Origin of the sequence: Streptomyces luomodiensis (assembly GCF_031679605.1) — a bacterium.
GTDB classification, from domain to species: domain Bacteria; phylum Actinomycetota; class Actinomycetes; order Streptomycetales; family Streptomycetaceae; genus Streptomyces; species Streptomyces luomodiensis.
On the sequence record NZ_CP117522.1, the window covers coordinates 6,273,107 to 6,294,739 of the forward strand.

Genomic DNA, 21,633 nt, shown 5'->3' on the forward strand with positions numbered 1-21,633 from the left:
GGACGGCGACGCCGCCCCGGCCCCAAAGCACACCCGCTCAGGCCCCGGGCCGCACCGGGATGCTCGTCACGAACGGCTGGGCCGGACCCGGGTCCGTGAAGAAGTCGTTCCCCTTGTCGTCCACCACGATGAACGCCGGGAAGTCCTCGACCTCGATCTTCCAGACCGCCTCCATGCCCAGCTCCTCGTACTCGAGGACCTCGACCTTCTTGATGCAGTCCTGGGCCAGCCGTGCGGCCGGGCCGCCGATCGAGCCCAGGTAGAAGCCGCCGTGGGCGTTGCACGCCGCCGTCACCTGCTGGGAGCGGTTGCCCTTGGCCAGCATGACCATCGAGCCGCCCGCCGCCTGGAACTGCTCGACGTACGCGTCCATCCGGCCCGCCGTCGTCGGCCCGAAGGAGCCGGAGGCGTAACCCTCGGGGGTCTTGGCCGGGCCCGCGTAGTAGACCGCGTGGTCGCGCAGGTACTGCGGCATCTCCTCGCCCGCGTCCAGCCGCTCCTTGATCTTCGCGTGCGCGATGTCGCGCGCCACGACCAGCGGACCGGTCAGCGAGAGCCGGGTCTTGACGGGGTGCTTGGTCAGCTCGGCGCGGATCTCGTCCATGGGCCGGTTGAGGTCGATCCGTACCACGTCGGTCTCGTCCAGCTGCTCGTCCGTCGTCTCCGGCAGGAAGCGCGCCGGGTCGGTCTCCAGCTGCTCCAGGAAGACGCCCTCCGGCGTGATCTTGGCGAGCGCCTGGCGGTCGGCGGAGCAGGAGACCGCGATGGCGACCGGGCAGGAGGCGCCGTGGCGCGGCAGCCGGACGACCCGGACGTCATGGCAGAAGTACTTGCCGCCGAACTGCGCGCCGATCCCGATCTTCTGCGTGAGCTCGAAGACCTTCTCCTCCAGCTCCTTGTCGCGGAAGCCGTGGCCGGTCGGGGAGCCTTCGGTGGGCAGCTCGTCCAGGTAGTGCGCGGAGGCGTACTTCGCGGTCTTCAGCGCGTACTCGGCGCTGGTGCCGCCGACCACGATCGCCAGGTGGTACGGCGGGCAGGCGGCCGTGCCCAGCGAGCGGATCTTCTCCTCCAGGAACTTCATCATCGATGCCTCGTTCAGCACCGCCTTCGTCTCCTGGTAGAGGAAGGACTTGTTGGCCGAGCCGCCGCCCTTGGCCATGAAGAGGAACTTGTACGCACCGCCGTCGGTCGCGTACAGCTCGATCTGCGCGGGCAGGTTGGAGCCGGTGTTCTTCTCCTCCCACATGGTCAGCGGGGCCATCTGGGAGTACCGCAGATTCAGCTTGGTGTACGCGTCGTAGACGCCGCGCGAGAGGGCCTCCTCGTCGCCGCCTTCGGTGAGCACGTTCTGCCCGCGCTTGCCCATGACGATCGCGGTGCCGGTGTCCTGGCACATCGGGAGCACCCCGGCCGCCGCGATGTTGGCGTTCTTCAGCAGGTCCAGCGCGACGAAGCGGTCGTTGGCGCTGGCCTCCGGGTCGTCGAGGATGCGGCGCAGCTGGGCCAGGTGGGCGGGGCGCAGGTAGTGCGAGATGTCGTGCATCGCCTCGGCCGCGAGCCTGCGCAGCGCCTCCGGCTCGACCTTCAGGAAGGTGCGCCCATCGGCCTCGAAGGTGCTCACGCCCTCGGAGGTCACCAGGCGGTAGGGCGTGGTGTCCTCTCCCAGGGGCAGCAGGTCCGAATAGGCAAACTCAGGCATTGCGGCCATTCCTCACTCGACGGGGGCTTCGGCTGACTTCGTCGACAGCGCGTCCATAAGCCTAGAACGGGGCAGACGAACGGGACCTGTGAGGTAGGGCTCAGTAGAGCCGGAGGCAGGGGCAAGGGCAGGGGCGGGTAGGGGAAGGATCAGGGACACTCCAGGGTTCGTCCCCTAGTCGCGATCTATCGCGTCTCAGTACGCTGAGCCCGTGGATGAGCAGCAGCGCGTGCCCCTGACCAAGTCCGCCCCCGTTCCCGCACCCGCGCCCGCGGTGACCCCGGAGGCGGAGCTCCGCGCGTCCGACGCGGACCGCGACCGGATCGCGGACATCCTGCGGGAGGCCCTCGCCGAAGGGCGGCTCCAGCCCGAGGAGCACGCCGAGCGGATCGACGCGGTCTACCGCGCCAAGACCCTGGGCGAGCTGGAGCCCTTGGTGCGCGATCTGCCCGCCGCGCCCGTCCGTGGCGCCGCCTCGGCGCCGGTCCGCGAGGCGGCGGCCGAGCGGCCGCGCACCCTGCCCCAGTCGGAGAACCTGATGGCGATCTTCGGCGGGTCGGTGCGCAAGGGCCGCTGGCGGGTCCGGCCCCGCACGAACGCCCTGGCGGTCTTCGGCGGTGTGGAAATCGACCTGACCGAGGCGGTGTTCGAGCAGCAGGAGATCGTCATCCATGTGGTGGCCGTCTTCGGCGGGGTGGAGATCAAGGTTCCGGAGAACGTCTCGCTGCGCAGTTCGGGCTCGGGCGTCTTCGGCGGCTTCGACGTCAAGACGTACGAGGCGCAGGACCCCGACGCACCGGTGATCCATGTCACCGGTTTCGCGGTCTTCGGCGGCGTGGAGGCCAAGCCCAAGCGGGGGAAGCGGCTGAAGAACCTGCGCGCGTGAGTCGCGCACGAGTCACGCATGAGCCGTGCACACATCGCGCCATAAGCGCTGAAGAAGGGCCGTGCGGGGCCAACTTCCGGGCGGGACAACGGTGTGCATAAGCACGCGCACAGCGGGTAAGGCTTGGTGCATCGTCTCTCGTACGGCTGATGGGGGTGCGAACGGGGCCGTACACCTCGAGGCGGGCAAGGGTGACCACCGGAGCCGTCGTCAGGAGTAGACCGTGCTGCAACCGCATCAGCCCCTGCTGGAAGCCGCCGTGCCCCCGCAGCGCGTCCCCGCGCGGGATCAGGCCGGACCCTGGCACTCGGAGGCGGTGTGCCGACGGGACGAGGCCGGACTGTTCTTCGCTCCCTCCAAGGAGCCCACGGCTGCCAGGCTGTCGCGGGAGGAGGCAGCCAAGCGCGTCTGTGCACGCTGCCCGGTCATGGTCGAGTGCCGGGAGCACGCGCTGCTCCAGCCCGAGCCGTACGGCGTATGGGGCGGGCTGACCGCGGCCGAGCGCCGGGTCGTGCTGGCCCGCCGCCGGCGCCGGGAGGCGGAGCTGCAGCGCGCGGTGCGGGTCGCCGCCGCGGGCTGAACTCTTCGGGACTGGGGCCGGGTGCCGCCGGGAGGCGGGACCCGGCCCTTGTCGTCATCGGTCGCGCTCGGCGTTCCGTGCGTTCAGTGATTTGTGCGCTCGGCGTCCTGTGCGCTCAGCTCGGCCGTTCGAAGTCGACCGAGGCGTAGGCGCGCAGCTTGGCCAGCCGGTGGGTGGAGTCGATCTGCCGGATGGTGCCCGACTTGGACCGCATGACCAGTGACTGGGTGGTGGCGGTCTCCGCGCGGTACCGCACCCCGCGCAGCAGATCCCCGTCGGTGATGCCGGTGGCGACGAAGAACACATTGTCGCCGCTGACCAGATCGTCGGTCTCGAGCACCTTGTCGAGGTCATGGCCCGCGTCGAGGGCGCGCTGCCGCTCCTCGTCGTCCTTGGGCCACAGCTTGGCCTGGATGGTGCCGCCGAGGCACTTGATCGCACAGGCCGCGATGATGCCCTCCGGCGTACCGCCGATGCCCAGCAGCAGGTCCACGCCGGTGCTCTCGCGCGCGGCCATGATCGCGCCGGCCACATCGCCGTCGGAGATGAACTTGATCCGGGCGCCCGCCTCCCGGATCTCCTTGACGATGCCCTCGTGGCGAGGGCGGTCGAGGACCACCACGGTGACGTCCTCGGGGCTGGACTTCTTGGCCTTGGCGATCCGGCGGATGTTCACACCGGGGGGCGCGGTGATGTCGACGAACTCGGCGGCTTCGGGGCCGGTGACGAGCTTGTCCATGTAGAAGACGGCCGACGGGTCGAACATGGTGCCCCGCTCGGCGACCGCGAGCACGGAGACGGCGTTGGCCATGCCCTTCGCGGTGAGCGTGGTGCCGTCCACCGGGTCCACGGCCACATCGCACTCCGGGCCGGTGCCGTCGCCCACGCGCTCACCGTTGAAGAGCATCGGGGCCTCGTCCTTCTCCCCTTCCCCGATGACGACGACGCCGTTCATCGAGACGGTGTGCACGAGGGAGCGCATGGCCTTGACCGCGGCGCCGTCCGCGCCGTTCTTGTCGCCACGGCCCACCCAGCGGCCGGAGGCCATGGCGCCCGCCTCGGTGACCCGGACGAGCTCCAGGGCGAGGTTGCGATCGGGAGCCTCGGGGCTGACCTCGAGCTGGGACGGCAGATGATGCTCGGTCATCGGAACGCACCTTTCTGTACGGCGACGGCCGGTGAAGAGATGAGGGTGCTCATGACTTTATCCGCTGATGAGGAGAGTGAGCAGATAGCCCCACGCATGAGCGCGGCCCTGTTGCGAGGTGCGGCGACCGGATGAGGGACGATAGGGGGCGTGGCAGGTATGCGTGGCAAAGAGACGGTCCGGGACATGGTGCTGTCGCTGGCGGCGATCGGCGTCGTCGCGGCGGCCATCTACCTCTTCGGAATTCCGCATGACGAGGGCGCCGAGGACGCCGGGGTGAAGACGGTGGACTACCGCGTGGAGCTGGACACGGCCCGCCGCGCCGCCCCCTATCCGGTGGCCGCCCCCGACCCCGGGAGCCTGCCCGAGGGCTGGCGCGCGACCTCGGTGACCTACCGCCCCGCCGCCGCGGAGGACGGCGCGGTGTGGCACCTCGGCTTCCTCGACCCGGAGAAGGAGTACGTCGCGGTCGAGCAGAGCGACGGCAAGCCCGTGCCGTTCGTGGAGGACGTCACCCAGCAGGCGCGGGAGACGACGCGGACGCAGCGGATCGACGGCAAGGAGTGGGTCCGCTACGAGGGCGACAAGTACGACGCGCTGGTGCGCAAGGAGCCGGGCGTGACCACGGTGGTCACCGGGACGGCGTCGTACGGACAGCTGACGAAGATGGCCGCCGCGCTCACCGAGAAGAAGGGCTGAGCGCGACGGCCACGGGGGCCCCTTCGGGGCCGGGGTCCGCCGGGGGTCCGCTGGGGATCCGCTCGGGGGACCGTTGACCGTCAGACCGTGGTGATGACCTGGTCGTAGTCCAGGCGGGGGCCGCGCGGGAACCAGGCGTCCTGGCCCGGTTTGCCGATGTTGATGACCATCAGCGGGGTGTGGTCGTCGTCCAGGAACTCCTTCTGGACCCCGGCCGGGTCGAAACCGGTCATCGGGCCGGCGGCGAGACCGGCGGCACGGACACCCAGGATGAAGTAACCGGCCTGGAGCGCGGCGTTGAGCCCCGCGGCCTCCTCACGGGCGGGGCGCTCGGCGAAGAAGACGTCCTTGGCCTGCGGGAAGTGCGGGAAGAGGGCGGGCAGCTCCTCGTGGAACTCGTTGTCCGCGGCAAGGATCGCGACCAGTGGGGCGCTGGCGGTCTTGGGCCGGTTGCCCTCGGCCATGTGCGGGACCAGGCGCTCACGGGCCTCGGCGGAGCGGACCAGCACGATGCGCAGCGGCGACTGGTTGAACGCGGTCGGCCCGTACTTGATCAGGTCGTAGATCGCCTGCACCTGCTCATCGGTCACCGGCTCGTCGGTGAAGGTGTTGGCGGTGCGGGCCTCCCGGAAGAGCAGGTCCTGGGCGGCGGGGTCGAGAGCGAGAGTCATGAAAGAAACCTCTGCACAAGCGGGGATATCGCTGACGGGCACCACTTTACGGCGTTTAGATTAATGTTCAACTAAAATCCTGTCGCAGCACCACCAAGGTGCTCCGAATCACACCACCCCCAAGCATTCGCCCACCCCGCACACGGCGTCTGATCGCCCCCGTGCCCGGCCGCTCCGCGCTCTGCCTGCCCGGCCGCCCGGTCTGCGATCGTCCTTGGAGCCGGCCCCTGCCGGTCCCCGTGTGTCCGGCCGCCCCGGCCGCCCCCGAGCGCCCCGCACCCGGTGCCCGAGCCCGCCTGGCTGTCCTGCGCCTGGTCGCCCTGCGTTTGGCCGCCCCCGGTCGTTGCGTGCCCGGTGTCCGGACGCCCCGCGCCTGACCGCCCGGTCTCCGGTGGCCCCGGAGCCGGTCGCTTCCGGTCGCCCCGCGTCAGGTGCCCGAGCCCTGCCCGGTCGCCCCGGTTCCCGAGCGTTCCGTGACAGGCCCTCGTACCTGGTCACCCTGCGTTCGGTCGTGTCCGCCCCCGCCCGGTCGCCCCCCTTGCCCGAGCACCACCGTGCCCGAGCCCGGTCCGGGCACGGGCGGTCAGCCCTCGGCGGTGGTTCCGGGGCCGTCCGGGGTCTCGGCCGCCCCTTCGGCCAGTGCCGCGTCCAGCCGCGCCCGTGCGCCCTCCAGCCAGTGGCGGCAGACCTTTGCCAGCTCCTCGCCCCGCTCCCACAGGGCGAGTGAATCCTCCAGGCTGGTGCCGCCCGCCTCCAGCCGGCGCACCACCTCCACCAGCTCGTCGCGCGCCTGCTCATAGCCGAGCGTCGTCTCCGCCCGGTCGGCCCCTTCGGCCCCTTCGGCCTGCTCGGCCTGCTCGTCCGTCTGCCCCTGCGTCTTCGACATATCGCTCACCCTATTCGGCGGGTCCGACAGCTTCGGCGGGTCCGACAGCCGCCCGCACCCGGAACTCGCCCTCGGCGACCCGCGCCCGCAGCTCCTCGCCCTCCGTGACCTCGTCGGCCGCCCGCACCACCGAGCCGTCGGGGTGCTGGAGCACCGCATAGCCGCGCCGCAGCGTCGCGGCGGGGGAGAGGGCCACCACCCGGGCCTGGGTGTGGGCCAGCTCGGAGTCGGCCCGGTCCAGCAGGTGTCCCAGGCAGCGGCGGGCGCGCTCCAGCGCGGACGTGATCCGCTCCTCGCGCTCGTCCACCATGCGGTGCGGCTGCCGCATGCACGGCCGGCCCAGCGCGGCGGCCAGCCCCCGCTCCTCCCGGTCCAGCAGCCCGTGCACCGTGCGCAGCGCGCGCTCCCGCAGCTGCTGGATGCGCAGCAGTTCCTCGCCCACATCCGGGACGATCTTCTTCGCCGCGTCGGTGGGCGTGGAGGCGCGCAGATCGGCGACCAGGTCGAGCAGTGGCGAGTCCGGTTCATGGCCGATCGCGGAGACCACCGGCGTACGGCACGCCGCCACCGCCCGCACCAGCTGCTCATCGGAGAACGGCAGCAGGTCCTCCACACTGCCGCCGCCGCGCGCCACCACGATCACATCCACGGCCGGCAGCGCGTCCAGCTCCTTGACCGCCTCGATCACCTGCGGCACCGCGTGCACCCCCTGCACCGCCACATTGCGCACCTCGAAGCGGACGGCGGGCCAGCGCAGCCGCGCGTTCTCCAGCACATCGCGCTCGGCGGCCGAGGCGCGCCCGCAGACCAGCCCTATCAGCTGCGGCAGAAAGGGCAGCGGCTTCTTGCGGTCGGCCGCGAAGAGCCCCTCCGCCGCCAGCGCCTTCTTCAGCCGCTCGAGCCGCGCGAGCAGCTCGCCCACCCCCACCGGGCGGATCTCGGCGGCCCGCAGGGACAGCTGGCCGCGCGGTGCGTACCACTCCGGCTTGGCGTGGACCACGACCCGCGCGCCCTCGGCGACCGTGTCCGCGATCTTGTCGAAGACGGCGCGGAAGCAGGTGACGGTCAGCGAGATGTCGTAACTCGGGTCGCGCAGGGTCAGGAACACCACACCGGCGCCGGGGCGCCGGGACAGCTGGGTGATCTGCCCTTCGACCCACACCGCGCCGAGCCGGTCGATCCAGCCCCCGATCAGCCGGGAGACCTCGCCGACCGGGATCGGCGCTTCCGCGGACGTGTTGACAGCCATGACCGCGAGGGTATCGGCCGATACCGACAGACCCCCGGGTCATCGCCCCTACCATGGGGGACATGACTGCAACCTCCGCCCGCCGGGTCCTGCTCGCGGCCCCCCGTGGCTACTGTGCCGGTGTCGACCGTGCCGTGATCGCTGTCGAAAAGGCCCTGGAGCAGTACGGCGCGCCGATCTACGTGCGCAAGGAGATCGTCCACAACAAGTACGTCGTCCAGACGCTGGAGAAGAAGGGCGCCATCTTCGTCGACGAGACGGAGGAGGTGCCCGAGGGCTCGATCGTGATCTTCTCCGCGCACGGTGTCGCGCCGGTCGTCCATGAGGAGGCCGCCCAGCGGAAGCTGGCCACGATCGACGCCACCTGTCCGCTGGTCACCAAGGTCCACAAGGAAGCAGTCCGGTTCGCCAAGGAGGACTACGACATCCTCCTGATCGGTCATGAGGGCCATGAGGAGGTCATCGGCACCAGCGGCGAGGCCCCGGACCACATCACCCTGGTCGACGGCCCCGACGATGTGAAGAACGTCGAGGTGCGCGACGAGTCCAAGGTCGTCTGGCTCTCCCAGACCACCCTCTCGGTCGACGAGACCATGGAGACCGTGGACGCGCTCAAGGAGCGCTTCCCGAAGCTCATCAGCCCGCCCAGCGACGACATCTGCTACGCGACCCAGAACCGCCAGACCGCGATCAAGCAGGTGGCGGCCGAGTCCGACCTGGTCATCGTCGTCGGCTCCAAGAACTCCTCCAACTCGGTGCGGCTGGTGGAGGTCGCCCTCGGCGCGGGCGCCAAGGCCGGCCATCTGGTCGACTACGCGAGCGAGATCGACGAGGCATGGCTGGAGGGCGTCAGCACGGTCGGCGTGACCTCCGGCGCCTCGGTGCCGGACGTGCTCGTCGAGGGCGTCCTGGAGTGGCTGGCCGAGCGCGGCTTCGGCGATGTCGAGGTCGTCCAGCCCATGCAGGAGTCCCTGACCTTCTCGCTGCCCAAGGAGCTGCGCCGGGACCTGCGGGCCGAGGCCGCCGCGGCGGTCGCGACGGGCGCGGCGGGCGCGGGCCGGCCGGAGGGGCCGCGGCGGTGACGGACGGACAGGGGGGCACCGGGGCGTTCGCGGCGAAGGTGTTCGGCGTCGACATCGGTGGTTCGGGCATCAAGGGCGCCCCGGTGGACCTGGGCCGGGGCGAGCTCGCGGAGGAGCGCCGTAAGGTGCTCACCCCGCATCCGGCCACGCCCGACGCGGTCCTGGACGGAGTGGTGGAGGTCGTCCGGCATTTCGACTGGTCCGGGCTGCCGGTCGGGGTGACCTTCCCGGGTGTGGTGCGCAACGGCGTCACCCTTACCGCCGCCAATGTCGACAAGGGCTGGATCGGCACCGATCTGGCGTCGCGGCTCGGCGGGCGACTGGGCTGTCCCGTCACGGTGCTGAACGACGCGGACGCGGCCGGGGTCGCGGAGGTGGCCTTCGGCGCGGCCCGCGGCGTCAAGGGCACCGTGATCGTGCTCACCCTGGGCACCGGCATCGGCAGCGCGGTCTTCACCGACGGGCAGCTGGTCCCCAACACCGAGCTGGGCCATCTGGAGCTGGACGGCCACGAGGCGGAGAAGCGGGCCTCGACCAAGGTCAAGGAGGACGAGGACCTCAGCTGGTCGCACTGGGCGCGCCGGGTGCGCAAGTATCTCCAGCATCTGGAGATGCTCTTCTCGCCGGAGCTCTTCGTGCTGGGCGGCGGGGTGAGCCGTAAGGCGCACAAGTTCCTGCCGCTGATCGAGGGCGTCAGGGCCGAGATCGTCCCGGCGCGGCTACAGAACAACGCGGGGATCGTGGGTGCCGCGATGGCCGCGGCCGCTGCTGCTGGCGACGCCGGGTGATCAGCACCACCCGCCGTACGAGCACGATCACGGCGGTCAGCAGCGTTCCCGTGTAGAGCCAGCCGGCCTGCAAGGACAGCGCGGTGAACACCCCTACCGCCTGTCCGCCGAACCCCGCCGAACCCTCGTTGATCGGCAGCAGTCCGACCGTGTAGGCCAGCGGCACCGTCACCGGCCCCGCCAGCAGATCGGCGGGGCGCACCCACAGCCCGCAGGCCACGCACACCGGCAGGAAGAGCACGCTGTAGACGGTGGGGGAGCCGGAGCACAGCAGCGCGTCGAGGCAGCCGAGGACGAACATCGCGAGCGTGGTCAGCAGCCCCGCGCCCAGCCCGGTCAGCCGGGGGCTCGGCAGGGACAGCCCTCGGGCCCGGCGCAGCGCGGCGGCCGGCCCGGCGGCACGGCGGCCGGACGGCCCCGGCCGCCGTGCCGCCGCCTGCCGCGGGGCCCTCGGCGCGCCGCCGGGGCGCCCACGGCTCCGCTCCGTCCTCCTGCCCCGGCCCGTATACGTATCGTCCGCGGCCGGGCGGGGCGACGGGGCCGCTGCCCGGCGGGGCGTACGCGTCCTGTAATGCTCCACCTGACCAACGTAGGTGGCCGGAGGACAGGAATCCGGTCTTGGACACGCCCTTCGCAGGACCTTGGCAGTGTGTTCGACGGATTGTCGGCCCGGCCGGGTGATCGGGGACGGCCCCGTAGACTGGTGGACCGGCCCCACCGGGGCTCGTCATCCGTCCTCACATTCTCGCTACGGGAAGTCGCCAACGTGTCGCTCACGATCGGAATCGTCGGTCTGCCGAATGTCGGCAAGTCGACCCTGTTCAACGCCCTGACCAAGAACGACGTGCTGGCGGCCAACTACCCGTTCGCCACCATCGAGCCCAACGTCGGTGTGGTCGGCGTCCCGGACCCCCGCCTGGACAAGCTCGTCGAGCTCTTCGGCTCGGCCCGCAAGCTGCCCGCCACCGTCGACTTCGTCGACATCGCGGGCATCGTCAAGGGCGCCTCGGAGGGCGAGGGCCTGGGCAACAAGTTCCTGGCGAACATCCGCGAGTCCGATGCGATCTGCCAGGTCATCCGCGCCTTCAAGGACGAGAACGTCGTCCACGTCGACGGCAGGATCTCGCCGAAGAGCGACATCGAGACGATCAACACCGAGCTGATCCTCGCCGACCTCCAGACCATCGAGAAGGTGCTGCCGCGCCTGGTCAAGGAGTCCCGGATCAAGAAGGACAAGCAGCCCCAGGTCAAGGCCGTCGAGGAGGCCAAGGCCATCCTCGAGGAGGGCCGCACCCTCTTCTCCGCCGGCATCGTCCAGGGCAGCGAGCGCGCCGCCCTCCTGCACGAGCTGCACCTGCTCACCACCAAGCCCTTCCTCTACGTGTTCAACGTCGACGAGGAGGAGCTGACCGACGAGTCCTTCAAGGCCGAGCAGCGCGCCCTCGTCGCCCCCGCCGAGGCGATCTTCCTCAACGCCAAGCTCGAGGCCGACCTCGCCGAGCTGGACGACGAGGAGGCCCTCGAACTCCTCCAGTCCGTCGGCCAGGACGAACCCGGCCTCGCCACCCTCGCCCACGTCGGCTTCGACACCCTGGGCCTCCAGACCTACCTCACGGCCGGCCCCAAGGAATCCCGCGCCTGGACCATCAAGAAGGGCGCCACGGCCCCGGAGGCGGCCGGTGTGATCCACACCGACTTCCAGAAGGGCTTCATCAAGGCCGAGGTCATCTCCTTCGAGGACCTCGTCGAAACCGGCTCGGTCGCCGAGGCCCGCGCGGCGGGCAAGGCCCGGATGGAGGGCAAGGACTACGTGATGCGGGACGGCGACGTGGTGGAGTTCCGCTTCAACGTCTGATACGTCCGGGGCAAGGCCGTCTGACCTGCGGCGGAGTGGGTCGGGCGGCCTTTGCGGTCCGCACACGGTCCGCAGCGTGCTGACGTCGGTCAGTGCGTGGGGGAGCGGCTACGCCGTTTCGTCGACCTGTGGCTGAGCATCGGCGGACTGGTCCGCGTATGCCTTGTCGACGGCGGCCCGGGTAGACCACGGGCCCGCCTTGCGGCGACCACGCAGCCGCCGCAGCCCTCACAGCCAGCCCAGCCCTCGCTCACCTTCGAGCTCCCCGATGGCTCCCTCCAGCATGTGCGGGTCACCCAGGTGCTCAACGCGGGCTACGCCGGACGCAGCCAGGAGAGGCGACAACGAGCCGTTTCGCCGAGACGGACCAGCGCTGTCGGACTCCGCTTCCGTGCTCCAGCCGGCCGGCTGTACCCGGACGGGCTCACTGAGAGTCGTCGTGCTGTTCGGCTGCGGCGCGGCGGAACTCCGCGTTGATGCGCTGAGCTTCTTCGAGCTGGTCCTCGAGGATGACGATGCGGCAGGCGGCCTCGATCGGCATGCCCTGGTCGACGAGTTCGCGGGCGCGGGCGGCGATCCGCAGCTGGTAGCGGGAGTACCGGCGGTGCCCGCCCTCCGAGCGGAGCGGGGTGATGAGACGGGCCTCACCGATGGCGCGGAGAAAGCCGGGCGTGGTGCCGAGCATCTCTGCTGCCCGTCCCATGGTGTAGGCGGGGTAGTCGTCGTCGTCCAGACGACCACTGAGCGGATTGTCTGCCGTCATTCTCACCTCGTTGAGCAACGCGTCGAGGGGCCCTGGTGCCGTATGCACCAGGGCCCCGAAGGAAATTCAACACCATCTGTCGGCCCTACTGCTGTGCCGACCTTCTGTTTTCCGCTACGCCGCCCGGGAAGGGCGGGACCGCGGGGATCGTGGATGCGTGACCGGGGACCACCTTCCATTCCAAGGTCTTGCGGTACCCGGACCGGTTCTCCGTGCCCGGGGGATCCTGATGGCGTCCGCTTCCTCCGTTCTTCGCTGAGTCATCCACTGCTGGGTGCGTGCCCGGTGCGGCTGCCGTCCCGTCGCCTTCCTGGCTGGGAACGACCTGGCTTCGCGACTGCGCAGCCGCACCGACCTGCGAACTTCATGTTGTTCTACCCGCCAGTTCGTGTCTGCCGGGTCTCGCTTGACTCTGTCTACGGGAGAAATCGTAGCCAGGTAACTGACGAAAGTCTACTCTGGCGAGCATAGGTTTTGACCTGTGGGGACCCTAGGCAACCCCTGCGGCACCTCGGCCAGAGACGTTGGCACGTTCACCGCTGCGTTCAGTGGGGCCCAGCCGGCCGGGCAGGCGAATAAAATCGGCTCTTATGTCGAACGCTGACGAACTGCTCGTTGACGTGGCCGCCATGGTGGAATCCGAGCAGAGCAATCAGATGTCCCTGACCGTGGTCACCGGCGGCGCTGTCATCACCGGACGGTTGGCTCCCGAAGCCGTGTGGAGGCAGCGTGTGTCCGAGATCCTGAGGGACTCGGACCGCCTCGGTCCCTTCTCCGGCGTCTTCACCCACGATGAGCCGCAGGATCAGGACCGGCCTGCCCGCGGCGAGCCGCCCACGCATCTGCACTTCCACGTCGCCCGGATCCTGCAAGGCAGCATGGGCATCCCCGAGACGGGCGGGATGTACCGTGTTGCGATCAAGGACGTCAGCGGCTGGACCGTTGGCGACTTCAGCTACTCCGACTCATGAGTCACGAACCCCCGGCCGGCCCGGGAGGCGCTGCGGTGCCGACCGGACGCTGAACCCGTTGAGGGCTCGACCGGAGCGTGCCGGTCGAGCCCTCAATGCCGTTCTGGTCCCGGCTTCCGCCTGTCCCGCCGGTTACCTGGGCGCGGGGGTGCCGAGCTGAGCCGACGCTTCCTCCAGCGGAGTGAGGCCGCGCGTGGGGGAGGTGTCGGGGAGGGCGCGGCACACGAAGCCGAGGCGGGTCATGGCCCTGGTGACTTCGCCGGCGGTGAAGTCACGACGGTCCTGCCCGGTGATGACCTCGCCCACCTGCTTCACCGGGTACTGGCGGCGGCCGATGATCACGGACTCACCCGTGACGAGTTCGGGTGTGACGCCCTTCATCGACGCCAGCACTCCACTTTTGGTCAGGTCGAACGGGAAACGGGCGATGATGCAGCGCATGGGTGCCTCATAGGTAGGAGGGAGAGGGTCTGACCGGGGGAGAGGGCTTGAACGCCCACGGCCCGGCCCTGCTCGTCGAGGCCGGGCAGGGCCGGGCCGCCGGTACCGGGAATGGGCAGGAGCCCGATCGCGAACGTTCTAGGCTGCCGCGTCGGGGGCCGACTGCCGCTGAGCCGTGCGGCGCGCCGCACGGCCGGTCGGACGGTCCGCAGTGGTACGGCTGCGCCGACCGCGAGACGCGGGGGCGCCGCGCTCGGAGCGCTTGTCCACCGGTGCCGTGAGGACGACCGGGATGCCCGACGGAGCCCGCGCACCGGTGATGCGGTTCAGTTCCGCTTCACCCGAGCGGACCTGGGTGGTCCGAGGGCGGATTCCGGCGTCCGACATGAGACGGGTCGTGCCGCGGCGCTGGCTGGGCGTCACCAGGGTGACGACGAGACCGGACTCGCCGGCGCGGGCCGTGCGGCCTCCCCGGTGAAGGTAGTCCTTGTGGTCACTGGGCGGGTCCACGTTGACCACCAGGTCGAGGTTGTCGACATGGATACCGCGTGCCGCGACATTGGTCGCCACCAGGACCGTCACATGCCCCGTCTTGAACTGGGCCAGGGTCCGGGTACGCTGCGGCTGCGACTTTCCACCGTGCAGTGCGGCGGCCCGTACCCCGCTCTCCAGCAGGTGCCTGGTGAGCTGGTCGACGGCACGCTTGGTGTCCAGGAACATGATCACTCGGCCCTCGCGCGCCGCGATCTCCGTGGTCACCTGATGCTTGTCCGTGCCGTGCACATGCAGTACGTGGTGCTCCATCGTGGTGACCGCAGCCGCGGACGGGTCAATGGAGTGGACCACCGGGTCGATCAGGTACCGGCGGACCAGAAGGTCGACGTTGCGGTCCAAGGTGGCTGAGAACAGCATCCGTTGCCCCTCCGGGCGTACCTGCTCCAGCAGTGCTGTGACCTGCGGCATGAAGCCCATGTCGGTCATCTGGTCGGCTTCGTCCAGGACGGTGATGCCGACCTGGTCCAGGCGGCAGTCGCCCCGCTTGACGAGGTCCTTCAGCCGGCCAGGCGTCGCGACGACGACCTCCGCCCCGCCACGCAGCGCACCGGCCTGCTTGCCGATCGACATCCCACCGACCACCGTGGCCAGCCGCAGCTGCACGGAGCGGGCGTACGGAGTGAGCGCATCGGCGACCTGCTGTGCCAGCTCCCGGGTGGGCACCAGCACCAGCGCCAGCGGCTGCCGGGGCTCGGCTCGCCGGCCGGCCGTACGGGCCAGCAGCGCCAGGCCGAAGGCGAGGGTCTTGCCGGAACCGGTGCGCCCGCGGCCGAGTACGTCACGACCCGCGAGGGAGTTCGGCAGGGTCGCCGCCTGGATCGGAAACGGTGCGGTCACGCCTTCGGCGATGAGCGCGGCCAGCAACTGCCGGGGCATCTCGAGATCAGCGAACGCCTCGACGGCGGGGAGCGCGGGGCTGATCGTTATTGGCACGGCGAACTCCCCCCGCGGTGCGGCGGGGCGGTCCCCGTAACCGCGTGAACGGCTCGGAGTGCCGGAGCGTTTGGAAACCGTAGTCGCCAAGCGGCTGCCGCCCTTTCGGGAACCCGAACTGCCGGTACGGGCATGGTCACGGGTGAATCGGTCGTTCGTACGTGTGCGGTTCATGCGGAACCTTCCTCGATGCGGCACGCATCAAGGAATTCCAGCGGTGCTGAGCAGCGCAGAGAATCGCAAGAACGGGCCATGAAATGCGACAGCGGATTCGGCCGGAGCGGAATACTCACGGGTTGGGGCGCTGAAAAGGTGACGCGAAGCGGGCCGGGGAGGCCGACGCGTCGAGTGTGGCGTGATGGGGGGACCGCGCCATGCGGTGCAACGGCTCGGGGCCCGCACCCAAAGTGCGGGCCCCAGCTGCGAACTATGCGCGTCAGGATCAGGCGGGAACGATGTTCTCGGCCGTCGGGCCCTTCTTGCCCTGGGCGATGTCGAAGCTCACCTTCTGGCCTTCCAGGAGCTCGCGGAAACCTTGGGTGGCGATGTTCGAGTAGTGGGCGAACACGTCAGCGCCGCCACCGTCCTGCTCGATGAAGCCGAAACCCTTTTCCGCGTTGAACCACTTCACGGTGCCAGTAGTCATGTGTCATATCTCCTTCGGGGCAGTGTCCGGAGTCCCGCACTGTGCGGACTCCGCGTCGCCGCGATGATTGCCCCGTCCGGGAAATGACCGGAAATACAAAAGAACTCCCATTGGCATGGAAAGCCAGTGAGGGCGCTTGAAGTCTTGGGAACCACAACTGCAACTGGGATCAACAGTAGCACGGCACATTCGGCTACGCGCGGTAAGCCATTACGCTCCGTTGTTGTCTCAGAAATACTCATCGCGCGCTGCGGCGATTTCTCACTTCGCGACCACAGATATGGGTCCGCCCGGAACACCTGCTCGACCGGTTGACGGCCGGCCGTGGCGTATCGGCGGTGCCTCGTCTCGGAGCAGTCCCAGGCCCGCCGTCGCTGAACGTATGCATGACCCGCGGGACGCGGGTAACCCGGCTGATGGCCCACCCGCGGACAAGGAGGGGAACAACGCCGTGCGCATAGGAATCATCGGAGCGGGCCGTATCGGCTCGACCCTGGCCCGCCACTTCGCCTCGATCGGCTACGAAGTGGCGATCGCCAACTCCCGCGGCCCCGACACCCTGGCCGGCCTGGTGGCCGACATCGGCGGCCCGATCCGCGCGATGACCGCCGAGGAGGCGGCCCGGTTCGGCGAGGCGGTGGTCGTGTCCATCCCCTACGGCCGCTACCGGGAGCTGCCGACCGAGCCGCTGCGCGGCAAGGTCGTCATCGACACCTGCAACTACTACCCCGAGCGGGACGGGCACGACCCGGATCTCGACGGCGACGCCACCACCTCGAGCGAGAAGATCCAGGCCCACACCGGCGCCAACCTGGTCAAGGCGTTCAACGCGATCTACTGGGAGAACCTGCGCGACCACGCCCGCCCCAAGGGCGCTGCCGACCGGGTGGCCATCCCGCTGTCCGGCAACGACGAGGAGGCCAAGGCCGCGGTGGCCGGGCTGATCCGCGACATCGGCTTCGACCCCGTGGACGCCGGACATCTGGGCGAGGGCGGCCGCAAGCACCAGCCGGGCAGCCGCGTCTACGCCACCGAGATGTCGTCCGCCGAGACCAGCGCCCTGCTGCACGTCGCCTGATTCAGCTGTTCCGCTTCGGGGCGAGCTTGCTCAGTTCCCCCTTGACCCGTAGCGGCTCCGGGCGGCCGGGGGTGGTCGCTTCTTCCGGCGTCGGGTCAGGGCTTCTCCGGCTTGCCCGCGCCGTACAGCCAGACGTCGAAGAGGCGGGTCAGATCCTTGCCGGAGATCCGTTCGCACAGGTCGGTGAACTGTTTGGTGTCCGCGTTGCCGTGCCGGTGGTCCGTGAGCCAGGTGCGGAGGATGGTGAAGAAGGCCGTGTCGCCCACGGTCCGGCGGAGCTTGTGCAACGCCATCGCGCCGCGGCCGTAGACGGGCGGGCCGGAGACGCCGGCGACGCTCGGGGGATCGGCGGGCGGGAAGGCCCAGATGCCGTCGCTCTCGGCGTCGCTGCCGGTGTAGAAGTCGTCGAAGATCTGCTGGGCGGTGCGGCCCCCGTGGTCCTCCTCCCACAGCCACTCGGCGTAGGTGGCGAAGCCCTCGTTGAGCCACATGTCCTTCCAGGTCCGGGGGGTGACCGAGTTGCCGAACCACTGGTGGGCCAGCTCGTGCACGACGAGCGTCCCGTCCGGGGCGGCGTCGAAGTACGGCTTGGTCTGGGTCTCCAGGGCGTAGCCGAGGCCGGGGAGGTGGTCGACGATCGCGCCGGTGGAGGAGAAGGGGTACGGGCTGCGGAAGGTGCGGCTCTCCCAGGCGATGACGTCGCCGACCTGGTCGCCGATGTGCGCCGTGCTGACGCCCTCGACGGGGTCCACGGCGACGTACCGGGGCAGCGCCGTGCCGTGGGCGGCCGTGGCGCTGACGTCGAAGCGGCCGATGGCGACGGTGGCCAGATAGCCGGCCATGGGCTCGCCGGTGTGCCACCGGAAGGTGGTGCGGTCTCCTTGCGTCTCCTGGCGCTTCAGCTCGCCGTTGGACACGGCGGTGTAGCCCTTGGGCACGGTGACGGCGATGTCGTAGGTGGCCTTGTCGGAGGGGTGGTGGTTGCCGGGGAACCAGGTCATGGAGCCGGTCGGCTCGCCGAGGGCCACGGCGCCGTCGTGGGTGCGGAGCCAGCCCTCCTGCGCGCCGTCCTCGCCCGTGAGGGTCTTCGGCTCGCCGTCGTAGACGACGGTGGTGGTGAAGGTGCGGCCCTTGGGGAGGGCCGTGGCGGGGGTGAGGATCAATTCGGTGCCGCTGCGGGCGGCCTGGGCGGGGCGGCCGTTCACCGTGGCCTTCCGCACCCGCAGCCCGTCGAGGTCGAGGTGGAAGGAGCTCAGGGCGCGGGTGGCGCGGGCGGTGATCCGGGCGGTGCCCTCGAGCCGGTGGGAGGTGGGCGTGTAGTCGAGGGCGAGCCGGTAGCCCCGCACGTCGTAGCCGCCGTTGCCGAGCCGGGGGAAGAGCGCGTCGCCGACCCCCGCCGAGCCCGGCCGGGCGGCGGTCGCCCCATGGACGTCGTCCTGCGCCCCGGCACCTCCCGTGCAGCCCGCGCACAGCGCGAGCAGCAGCAGCCCGCCGAGCAGCGCCGGCAGCCTGCCCGGCAGGGCGCCTGAGCGGTGGCGAACGGACGCGCCCGCCCCGGTTGGCCTGGTCATCCCCGCTCCGGCTCGGGCGCTGGTGGTGTGCGGTGCCGCCCGGCGCCCGGACGCCGCTCCGCCCACTCCGACAGCGGTTCGTCGTCCATCTCGGTTCCTTGCGTCGGTGATGGCCAGTTTGGAGGTTATTGGAGGTTAGCCGCCGCTGGAGACGTTCGGCGGGCATCTGCGCGGCGTCGCGGCCGGGAAGGTGGGTGGGTTGCCGGGCGCCGGGCAGCCCACCCCGTTTTGGTCAAGTTAAACGTCTCTGAGCTGAGTTCACTACTTCCAGCGAAGCCCTGGCCTTCAGTTGCAATTGACAACAACGAGTTGTCAAGCTGTTGCTGACTGTCAACCCAGGGAGTGCACGTGGCCTTTGGTGACCAGCCCGCATACCTCCGCGTCGCCGACGATCTGCGGAAGAAGATCGCCGCGGGTGAGCTGCCGCCGCATGCGCGTCTCCCCTCACAGGCCAGGATCCGGGAGGAGTACGGGGTCTCCGACACCGTCGCCCTGGAGGCCCGCAAGGTGCTGATGGCCGAGGGGCTGGTCGAGGGGCGCTCCGGGTCCGGTACGTATGTGCGGGCGCAGCCCGTGCCGCGCCGGGTCGTCCGCGGTGGGTTCCACGCCGCCGGTGAGACCACGCCCTTCCGCCAGGAGCAGGCCGATGAACGGATCACCGGCACCTGGGACGCCGACAGCGCGCAGGAGGAGGCCGGGCCGGAGACCGCCGGGCGGCTGGGGATCGAGGCGGGGGAGCGGGTGATGCGCACCCGCTATGTGTTCCGCTCGCACGGCGAGGCGGTGATGCTCTCCACCTCCTGGGAGCCGCTCGCGGTCACCGGGCGCACGCCGGTGATGCTGCCCGAGGAGGGCCCGCTGGCCGGGCGCGGGGTGGTCGACCGGATGGCCGCCCTCGACCTGGTGGTGGACAACGTGGCGGAGGAGGTCGGCGCGCGGCCCGGCCGGGCCGAGGAGGTGCTGGCGCTCGGCGGGGTGCCGGGCCACTGGGTGCTGGTCACCTCGCGTACGTACTACGCGGGCGGGCGTCCGGTGGAGACGGCCGATCTCGTGGTGCTCGCCGAGCGCTATCGGATCTCTTACCGGTTGCCCGTGAGGTGATCACCGCACGGACGGCCTCATGCGGCCGCTGCGGCGCCGCACCCGCTGTTACCGCCCACGCCGCTTCCCACGGTGCTTCCCACGGTGCGTAGGGCACCGTGCGTACGGTCCCGGTTACCCACACGTAAGCGCGGTTCCCGCGTTTCGTGTTGCGAACGTCACATCGACGCCGGTGAAAGGGGTTACCGGAAATCGATCGTCCATTTCGCTTTTACGATGGATCGGTTTGTGTCCGGTCGTCAGGGGGGCGAAGGGAGTGCCAGGAACTTGAGCACGGAGCAGGGTTCCCACTCGCATTATCGAAGGTCACTCGGACCGGTGGCCCTCACCGCTGTGGGTCTCGGGTCGATCATCGGCTCCGGCTGGCTCTTCGGCGCCGCGCGCGCCGCCGCGCTGGCCGGGCCCGCCGCCATCCTGGCCTGGGTGATCGGCGCCGCCGTCGCCCTGACCATCGCCCTCACCTACTCCGAGCTGGGCTCGATGTTCCCCAAGGCCGGGGGCATGGTCCGGTACGGCCAGTACTCCCACGGCTCGCTCGCCGGGTATCTGGCCGCCTGGGCCAACTGGATCGCCATCGTCTCGGTGATCCCCGGTGAGGCCACCGCCTCCGTGCAGTACATGAGTTCCTGGGACTTCGGCTGGGCCGAGGGGCTGTACGACGGGAAGGAGCTGACCGGCAGCGGTGTCGCGCTCGCGTCCGTGCTGCTGCTCGTCTACTTCTTCCTCAACTGGTTCGCGATCACCCTCTTTGCGAAGACGAACACCGCGATCACCGTCTTCAAGGTGGTCGTGCCGACCCTGACCGCCGGCGCGCTGCTGCTGTCGCACTTCGACACCGGCAATATCACCGACAACGGCGGCTTCACCCCCAACGGCTGGAACGCCGTGTTCACCGCGGTCGCCGTCTCCGGCATCGTCTGGGCCTACAACGGCTTCCAGTCGCCGCTGAACATGGCGGGCGAGGCCCGTGAGCCGGGGAAGTCGCTGCCCAAGGCCGTCATCAGCTCGATCCTCATCGCGCTGGTCATCTACGTCGCGCTCCAGATCGCCTTCCTGACCGCCGTCCCCGCCGCCGATCTGCAGCACGGCGGCTGGGACGGGCTCTCCTTCAACTCCCCGCTCGCCGACCTGTCCCTGGCCTGGGGCCTGAACTGGCTGGCGATGCTGCTGTACGCCGACGCCTTCATCTCCCCCTCCGGCACCGGCATGATCTACGCGGCCACCACCTCCCGCATGATCCAGGGTGTCCAGGAGAACGGCCATCTGCCGGGGATCTTCGGCAAGGTCGACCCCAAGACCGGTATCCCGCGCCCGGCGCTGGTGCTCAACCTGGTGATCGCCTTCGCCTTCCTCGCGGTCTTCCGCGGCTGGGGCTCGCTGGCCGAGATCGTCTCCGTCGCCACCGTGATCTCGTACATCACCGGTCCGGTCGCCGTGATGTCGCTGCGCCGCCTCTCCCCGGATCTGCCGCGGCCGGTCAAGCTGCGCGCGATGCCGGTGATCGCGCCGATCGCGATGGTCTTCGGCTCGCTCGTCCTGTACTGGGCCCGCTGGCCGCTCACCGGCAAGGTCATCCTGATCATGGCGATCGGGCTGCCGGTCTGGGCCTGGTACGAACTGCGCAAGCCGTGGGCGCAGCTGCGGCCGCATCTGGCCGCCGGTGTCTGGATGGTCGCGTATCTGCTGGTCATGGCGGCTGTGTCATGGGCCGGCGGCAAGGAGTTCGGTGGCCGCGGCTATCTGCCGGAGGGCTGGGACATCCTGATCGTCGCCCTGATCGGGCTGGCCTTCTACGCCTGGGGCATCCGCAGCGCCTGGCGCAATCCGACGCTGCTGGAGACCGAGCGCGAACTGGGCGCCGCCCCGGCCGGTGAGCCGGGCGAGGACGGCGCGGACGGCGATGGCGACGACCAGCCGAAGACCGAAGCGCGCGCCGGAGACATGGCCGGATGAGTGCCTCCTGGTAAGAACACGTATCCGCTGCGTGAAGGTAGGGCGTAGGCTCGGGCATATGCGGATCGGGAATTCCTTA

21 protein-coding genes are annotated in these 21,633 nt (G+C 70.1%); 10 read left to right on the top strand and 11 right to left on the bottom strand.

Features of this window, described 5'->3' with window-relative positions:
• Positions 1-37: 37 nt before the first annotated feature.
• Positions 38-1,699 (bottom strand): fumarate hydratase, encoded by a 1,662-nt coding sequence (locus tag PS467_RS26430; protein ID WP_268974181.1) that lies wholly within the window; start codon positions 1,697-1,699, stop codon positions 38-40.
• A 211-nt stretch (positions 1,700-1,910) separates the two neighbouring features.
• Between PS467_RS26430 and PS467_RS26435 the strand changes: the two genes are divergently transcribed.
• Both PS467_RS26435 and PS467_RS26440 read left to right on the top strand, forming a co-directional pair.
• Positions 1,911-2,585 (top strand): DUF1707 SHOCT-like domain-containing protein, encoded by a 675-nt coding sequence (locus tag PS467_RS26435; protein ID WP_432280633.1) that lies wholly within the window; start codon positions 1,911-1,913, stop codon positions 2,583-2,585.
• 223 nt (positions 2,586-2,808) lie between these two features.
• Complete coding sequence (locus tag PS467_RS26440; protein ID WP_020868722.1) at positions 2,809-3,165, top strand: WhiB family transcriptional regulator; 357 nt, start codon at positions 2,809-2,811, stop codon at positions 3,163-3,165.
• 115 nt (positions 3,166-3,280) lie between these two features.
• Here the strand turns inward: PS467_RS26440 and glpX are convergent, their stop codons facing one another.
• Entirely contained in the window at positions 3,281-4,312 is a 1,032-nt protein-coding gene (gene glpX / locus PS467_RS26445; RefSeq protein WP_268974182.1) for a class II fructose-bisphosphatase, read from the bottom strand.
• 159 nt (positions 4,313-4,471) lie between these two features.
• On the opposite strand from glpX, the gene PS467_RS26450 reads away from it, so the two are divergent.
• Positions 4,472-5,011 (top strand): DUF4245 domain-containing protein, encoded by a 540-nt coding sequence (locus PS467_RS26450; protein WP_311039965.1) that lies wholly within the window; start codon positions 4,472-4,474, stop codon positions 5,009-5,011.
• Between the two features lie 80 nt (positions 5,012-5,091).
• Here PS467_RS26450 and PS467_RS26455 read toward each other — a convergent pair whose 3' ends face one another.
• The 3 genes from PS467_RS26455 to xseA form a co-directional block, all read right to left on the bottom strand.
• Positions 5,092-5,682 (bottom strand): malonic semialdehyde reductase, encoded by a 591-nt coding sequence (locus PS467_RS26455; RefSeq protein ID WP_311037333.1) that lies wholly within the window; start codon positions 5,680-5,682, stop codon positions 5,092-5,094.
• A 583-nt stretch (positions 5,683-6,265) separates the two neighbouring features.
• Positions 6,266-6,568 (bottom strand): exodeoxyribonuclease VII small subunit, encoded by a 303-nt coding sequence (locus PS467_RS26460; RefSeq protein WP_311037334.1) that lies wholly within the window; start codon positions 6,566-6,568, stop codon positions 6,266-6,268.
• A 10-nt stretch (positions 6,569-6,578) separates the two neighbouring features.
• Positions 6,579-7,817, bottom strand: a complete 1,239-nt coding sequence (xseA, locus tag PS467_RS26465; protein WP_311037335.1) for an exodeoxyribonuclease VII large subunit — start codon at positions 7,815-7,817, stop codon at positions 6,579-6,581.
• Positions 7,818-7,870: 53 nt separating this feature from the next.
• On the opposite strand from xseA, the gene PS467_RS26470 reads away from it, so the two are divergent.
• Positions 7,871-8,899, top strand: a complete 1,029-nt coding sequence (locus tag PS467_RS26470) for a 4-hydroxy-3-methylbut-2-enyl diphosphate reductase (RefSeq protein WP_311037336.1) — start codon at positions 7,871-7,873, stop codon at positions 8,897-8,899.
• Entirely contained in the window at positions 8,896-9,687 is a 792-nt protein-coding gene (gene ppgK / locus PS467_RS26475; protein WP_311037337.1) for a polyphosphate--glucose phosphotransferase, read from the top strand. Before PS467_RS26470 ends, ppgK begins: the two co-directional genes overlap by 4 nt.
• Here the strand turns inward: ppgK and PS467_RS26480 are convergent.
• Positions 9,593-10,267 carry a DUF6542 domain-containing protein gene (locus PS467_RS26480; RefSeq protein ID WP_311037338.1) on the bottom strand — a complete coding sequence of 225 codons (675 nt, stop codon included), beginning with the start codon at positions 10,265-10,267 and terminating at the stop codon, positions 9,593-9,595. The two genes, ppgK and PS467_RS26480, sit on opposite strands and share 95 nt — an antisense overlap.
• 186 nt (positions 10,268-10,453) lie before the next feature.
• Here PS467_RS26480 and ychF point away from each other — a divergent pair, with 186 nt between their 5' ends.
• Positions 10,454-11,542 (top strand): redox-regulated ATPase YchF, encoded by a 1,089-nt coding sequence (ychF, locus tag PS467_RS26485; RefSeq protein WP_311037339.1) that lies wholly within the window; start codon positions 10,454-10,456, stop codon positions 11,540-11,542.
• Between the two features lie 424 nt (positions 11,543-11,966).
• On the opposite strand, the gene PS467_RS26490 is transcribed toward ychF, so the two are convergent.
• Entirely contained in the window at positions 11,967-12,305 is a 339-nt protein-coding gene (locus PS467_RS26490; RefSeq protein ID WP_268974190.1) for a helix-turn-helix domain-containing protein, read from the bottom strand.
• A 590-nt stretch (positions 12,306-12,895) separates the two neighbouring features.
• Between PS467_RS26490 and PS467_RS26495 the strand changes: the two genes are divergently transcribed.
• A complete protein-coding gene (locus PS467_RS26495; RefSeq protein ID WP_311037340.1) occupies positions 12,896-13,276 on the top strand; it encodes a GvpU-like protein in 381 nt (126 codons plus the stop codon).
• 132 nt (positions 13,277-13,408) lie between these two features.
• Here PS467_RS26495 and PS467_RS26500 read toward each other — a convergent pair whose 3' ends face one another.
• From PS467_RS26500 to PS467_RS26510, 3 genes are all read right to left on the bottom strand, one after another.
• Complete coding sequence (locus PS467_RS26500) at positions 13,409-13,717, bottom strand: SCO5918 family protein (RefSeq protein WP_311037341.1); 309 nt, start codon at positions 13,715-13,717, stop codon at positions 13,409-13,411.
• A gap of 138 nt (positions 13,718-13,855) precedes the next feature.
• Entirely contained in the window at positions 13,856-15,379 is a 1,524-nt protein-coding gene (locus PS467_RS26505) for a DEAD/DEAH box helicase (RefSeq protein WP_311037342.1), read from the bottom strand.
• A 268-nt stretch (positions 15,380-15,647) separates the two neighbouring features.
• Entirely contained in the window at positions 15,648-15,851 is a 204-nt protein-coding gene (locus PS467_RS26510; protein WP_311037343.1) for a cold-shock protein, read from the bottom strand.
• A 451-nt stretch (positions 15,852-16,302) separates the two neighbouring features.
• Between PS467_RS26510 and PS467_RS26515 the strand changes: the two genes are divergently transcribed.
• Positions 16,303-16,929: an NADPH-dependent F420 reductase gene (locus tag PS467_RS26515; protein WP_268974195.1), complete on the top strand. Its 627-nt coding sequence runs from the start codon at positions 16,303-16,305 to the stop codon at positions 16,927-16,929.
• 95 nt (positions 16,930-17,024) lie between these two features.
• On the opposite strand, the gene PS467_RS26520 is transcribed toward PS467_RS26515, so the two are convergent.
• Complete coding sequence (locus tag PS467_RS26520; protein ID WP_311037344.1) at positions 17,025-18,500, bottom strand: M1 family metallopeptidase; 1,476 nt, start codon at positions 18,498-18,500, stop codon at positions 17,025-17,027.
• Positions 18,501-18,848: 348 nt separating this feature from the next.
• On the opposite strand from PS467_RS26520, the gene PS467_RS26525 reads away from it, so the two are divergent.
• On the top strand, positions 18,849-19,601 hold the full coding sequence (locus PS467_RS26525; RefSeq protein WP_311037345.1) for a GntR family transcriptional regulator: 753 nt from the start codon (positions 18,849-18,851) through the stop codon (positions 19,599-19,601).
• Between the two features lie 216 nt (positions 19,602-19,817).
• Positions 19,818-21,554, top strand: a complete 1,737-nt coding sequence (locus PS467_RS26530) for an APC family permease (protein ID WP_432280634.1) — start codon at positions 19,818-19,820, stop codon at positions 21,552-21,554.
• The last annotated feature ends 79 nt before the right edge of the window (positions 21,555-21,633 follow it).

What these genes read in the sequence shown, in the direction of transcription:
- PS467_RS26495 (WP_311037340.1), top strand. Translation starts at nt 12,896, where the DNA reads ATGTCGAACGCTGACGAACTGCTCGTTGACGTGGCCGCCATGGTGGAA.
- xseA (WP_311037335.1), bottom strand. Translation starts at nt 7,817, where the DNA reads ATGGCTGTCAACACGTCCGCGGAAGCGCCGATCCCGGTCGGCGAGGTC.
- PS467_RS26510 (WP_311037343.1), bottom strand. Translation starts at nt 15,851, where the DNA reads ATGACTACTGGCACCGTGAAGTGGTTCAACGCGGAAAAGGGTTTCGGC.
- PS467_RS26490 (WP_268974190.1), bottom strand. Translation starts at nt 12,305, where the DNA reads ATGACGGCAGACAATCCGCTCAGTGGTCGTCTGGACGACGACGACTAC.
- PS467_RS26530 (WP_432280634.1), top strand. Translation starts at nt 19,818, where the DNA reads ATGGATCGGTTTGTGTCCGGTCGTCAGGGGGGCGAAGGGAGTGCCAGG.
- PS467_RS26500 (WP_311037341.1), bottom strand. Translation starts at nt 13,717, where the DNA reads ATGCGCTGCATCATCGCCCGTTTCCCGTTCGACCTGACCAAAAGTGGA.
- PS467_RS26460 (WP_311037334.1), bottom strand. Translation starts at nt 6,568, where the DNA reads ATGTCGAAGACGCAGGGGCAGACGGACGAGCAGGCCGAGCAGGCCGAA.
- glpX (WP_268974182.1), bottom strand. Translation starts at nt 4,312, where the DNA reads ATGACCGAGCATCATCTGCCGTCCCAGCTCGAGGTCAGCCCCGAGGCT.
- PS467_RS26450 (WP_311039965.1), top strand. Translation starts at nt 4,472, where the DNA reads ATGCGTGGCAAAGAGACGGTCCGGGACATGGTGCTGTCGCTGGCGGCG.
- PS467_RS26470 (WP_311037336.1), top strand. Translation starts at nt 7,871, where the DNA reads ATGGGGGACATGACTGCAACCTCCGCCCGCCGGGTCCTGCTCGCGGCC.
- PS467_RS26430 (WP_268974181.1), bottom strand. Translation starts at nt 1,699, where the DNA reads ATGCCTGAGTTTGCCTATTCGGACCTGCTGCCCCTGGGAGAGGACACC.
- PS467_RS26455 (WP_311037333.1), bottom strand. Translation starts at nt 5,682, where the DNA reads ATGACTCTCGCTCTCGACCCCGCCGCCCAGGACCTGCTCTTCCGGGAG.
- PS467_RS26505 (WP_311037342.1), bottom strand. Translation starts at nt 15,379, where the DNA reads ATGAACCGCACACGTACGAACGACCGATTCACCCGTGACCATGCCCGT.
- PS467_RS26520 (WP_311037344.1), bottom strand. Translation starts at nt 18,500, where the DNA reads ATGACCAGGCCAACCGGGGCGGGCGCGTCCGTTCGCCACCGCTCAGGC.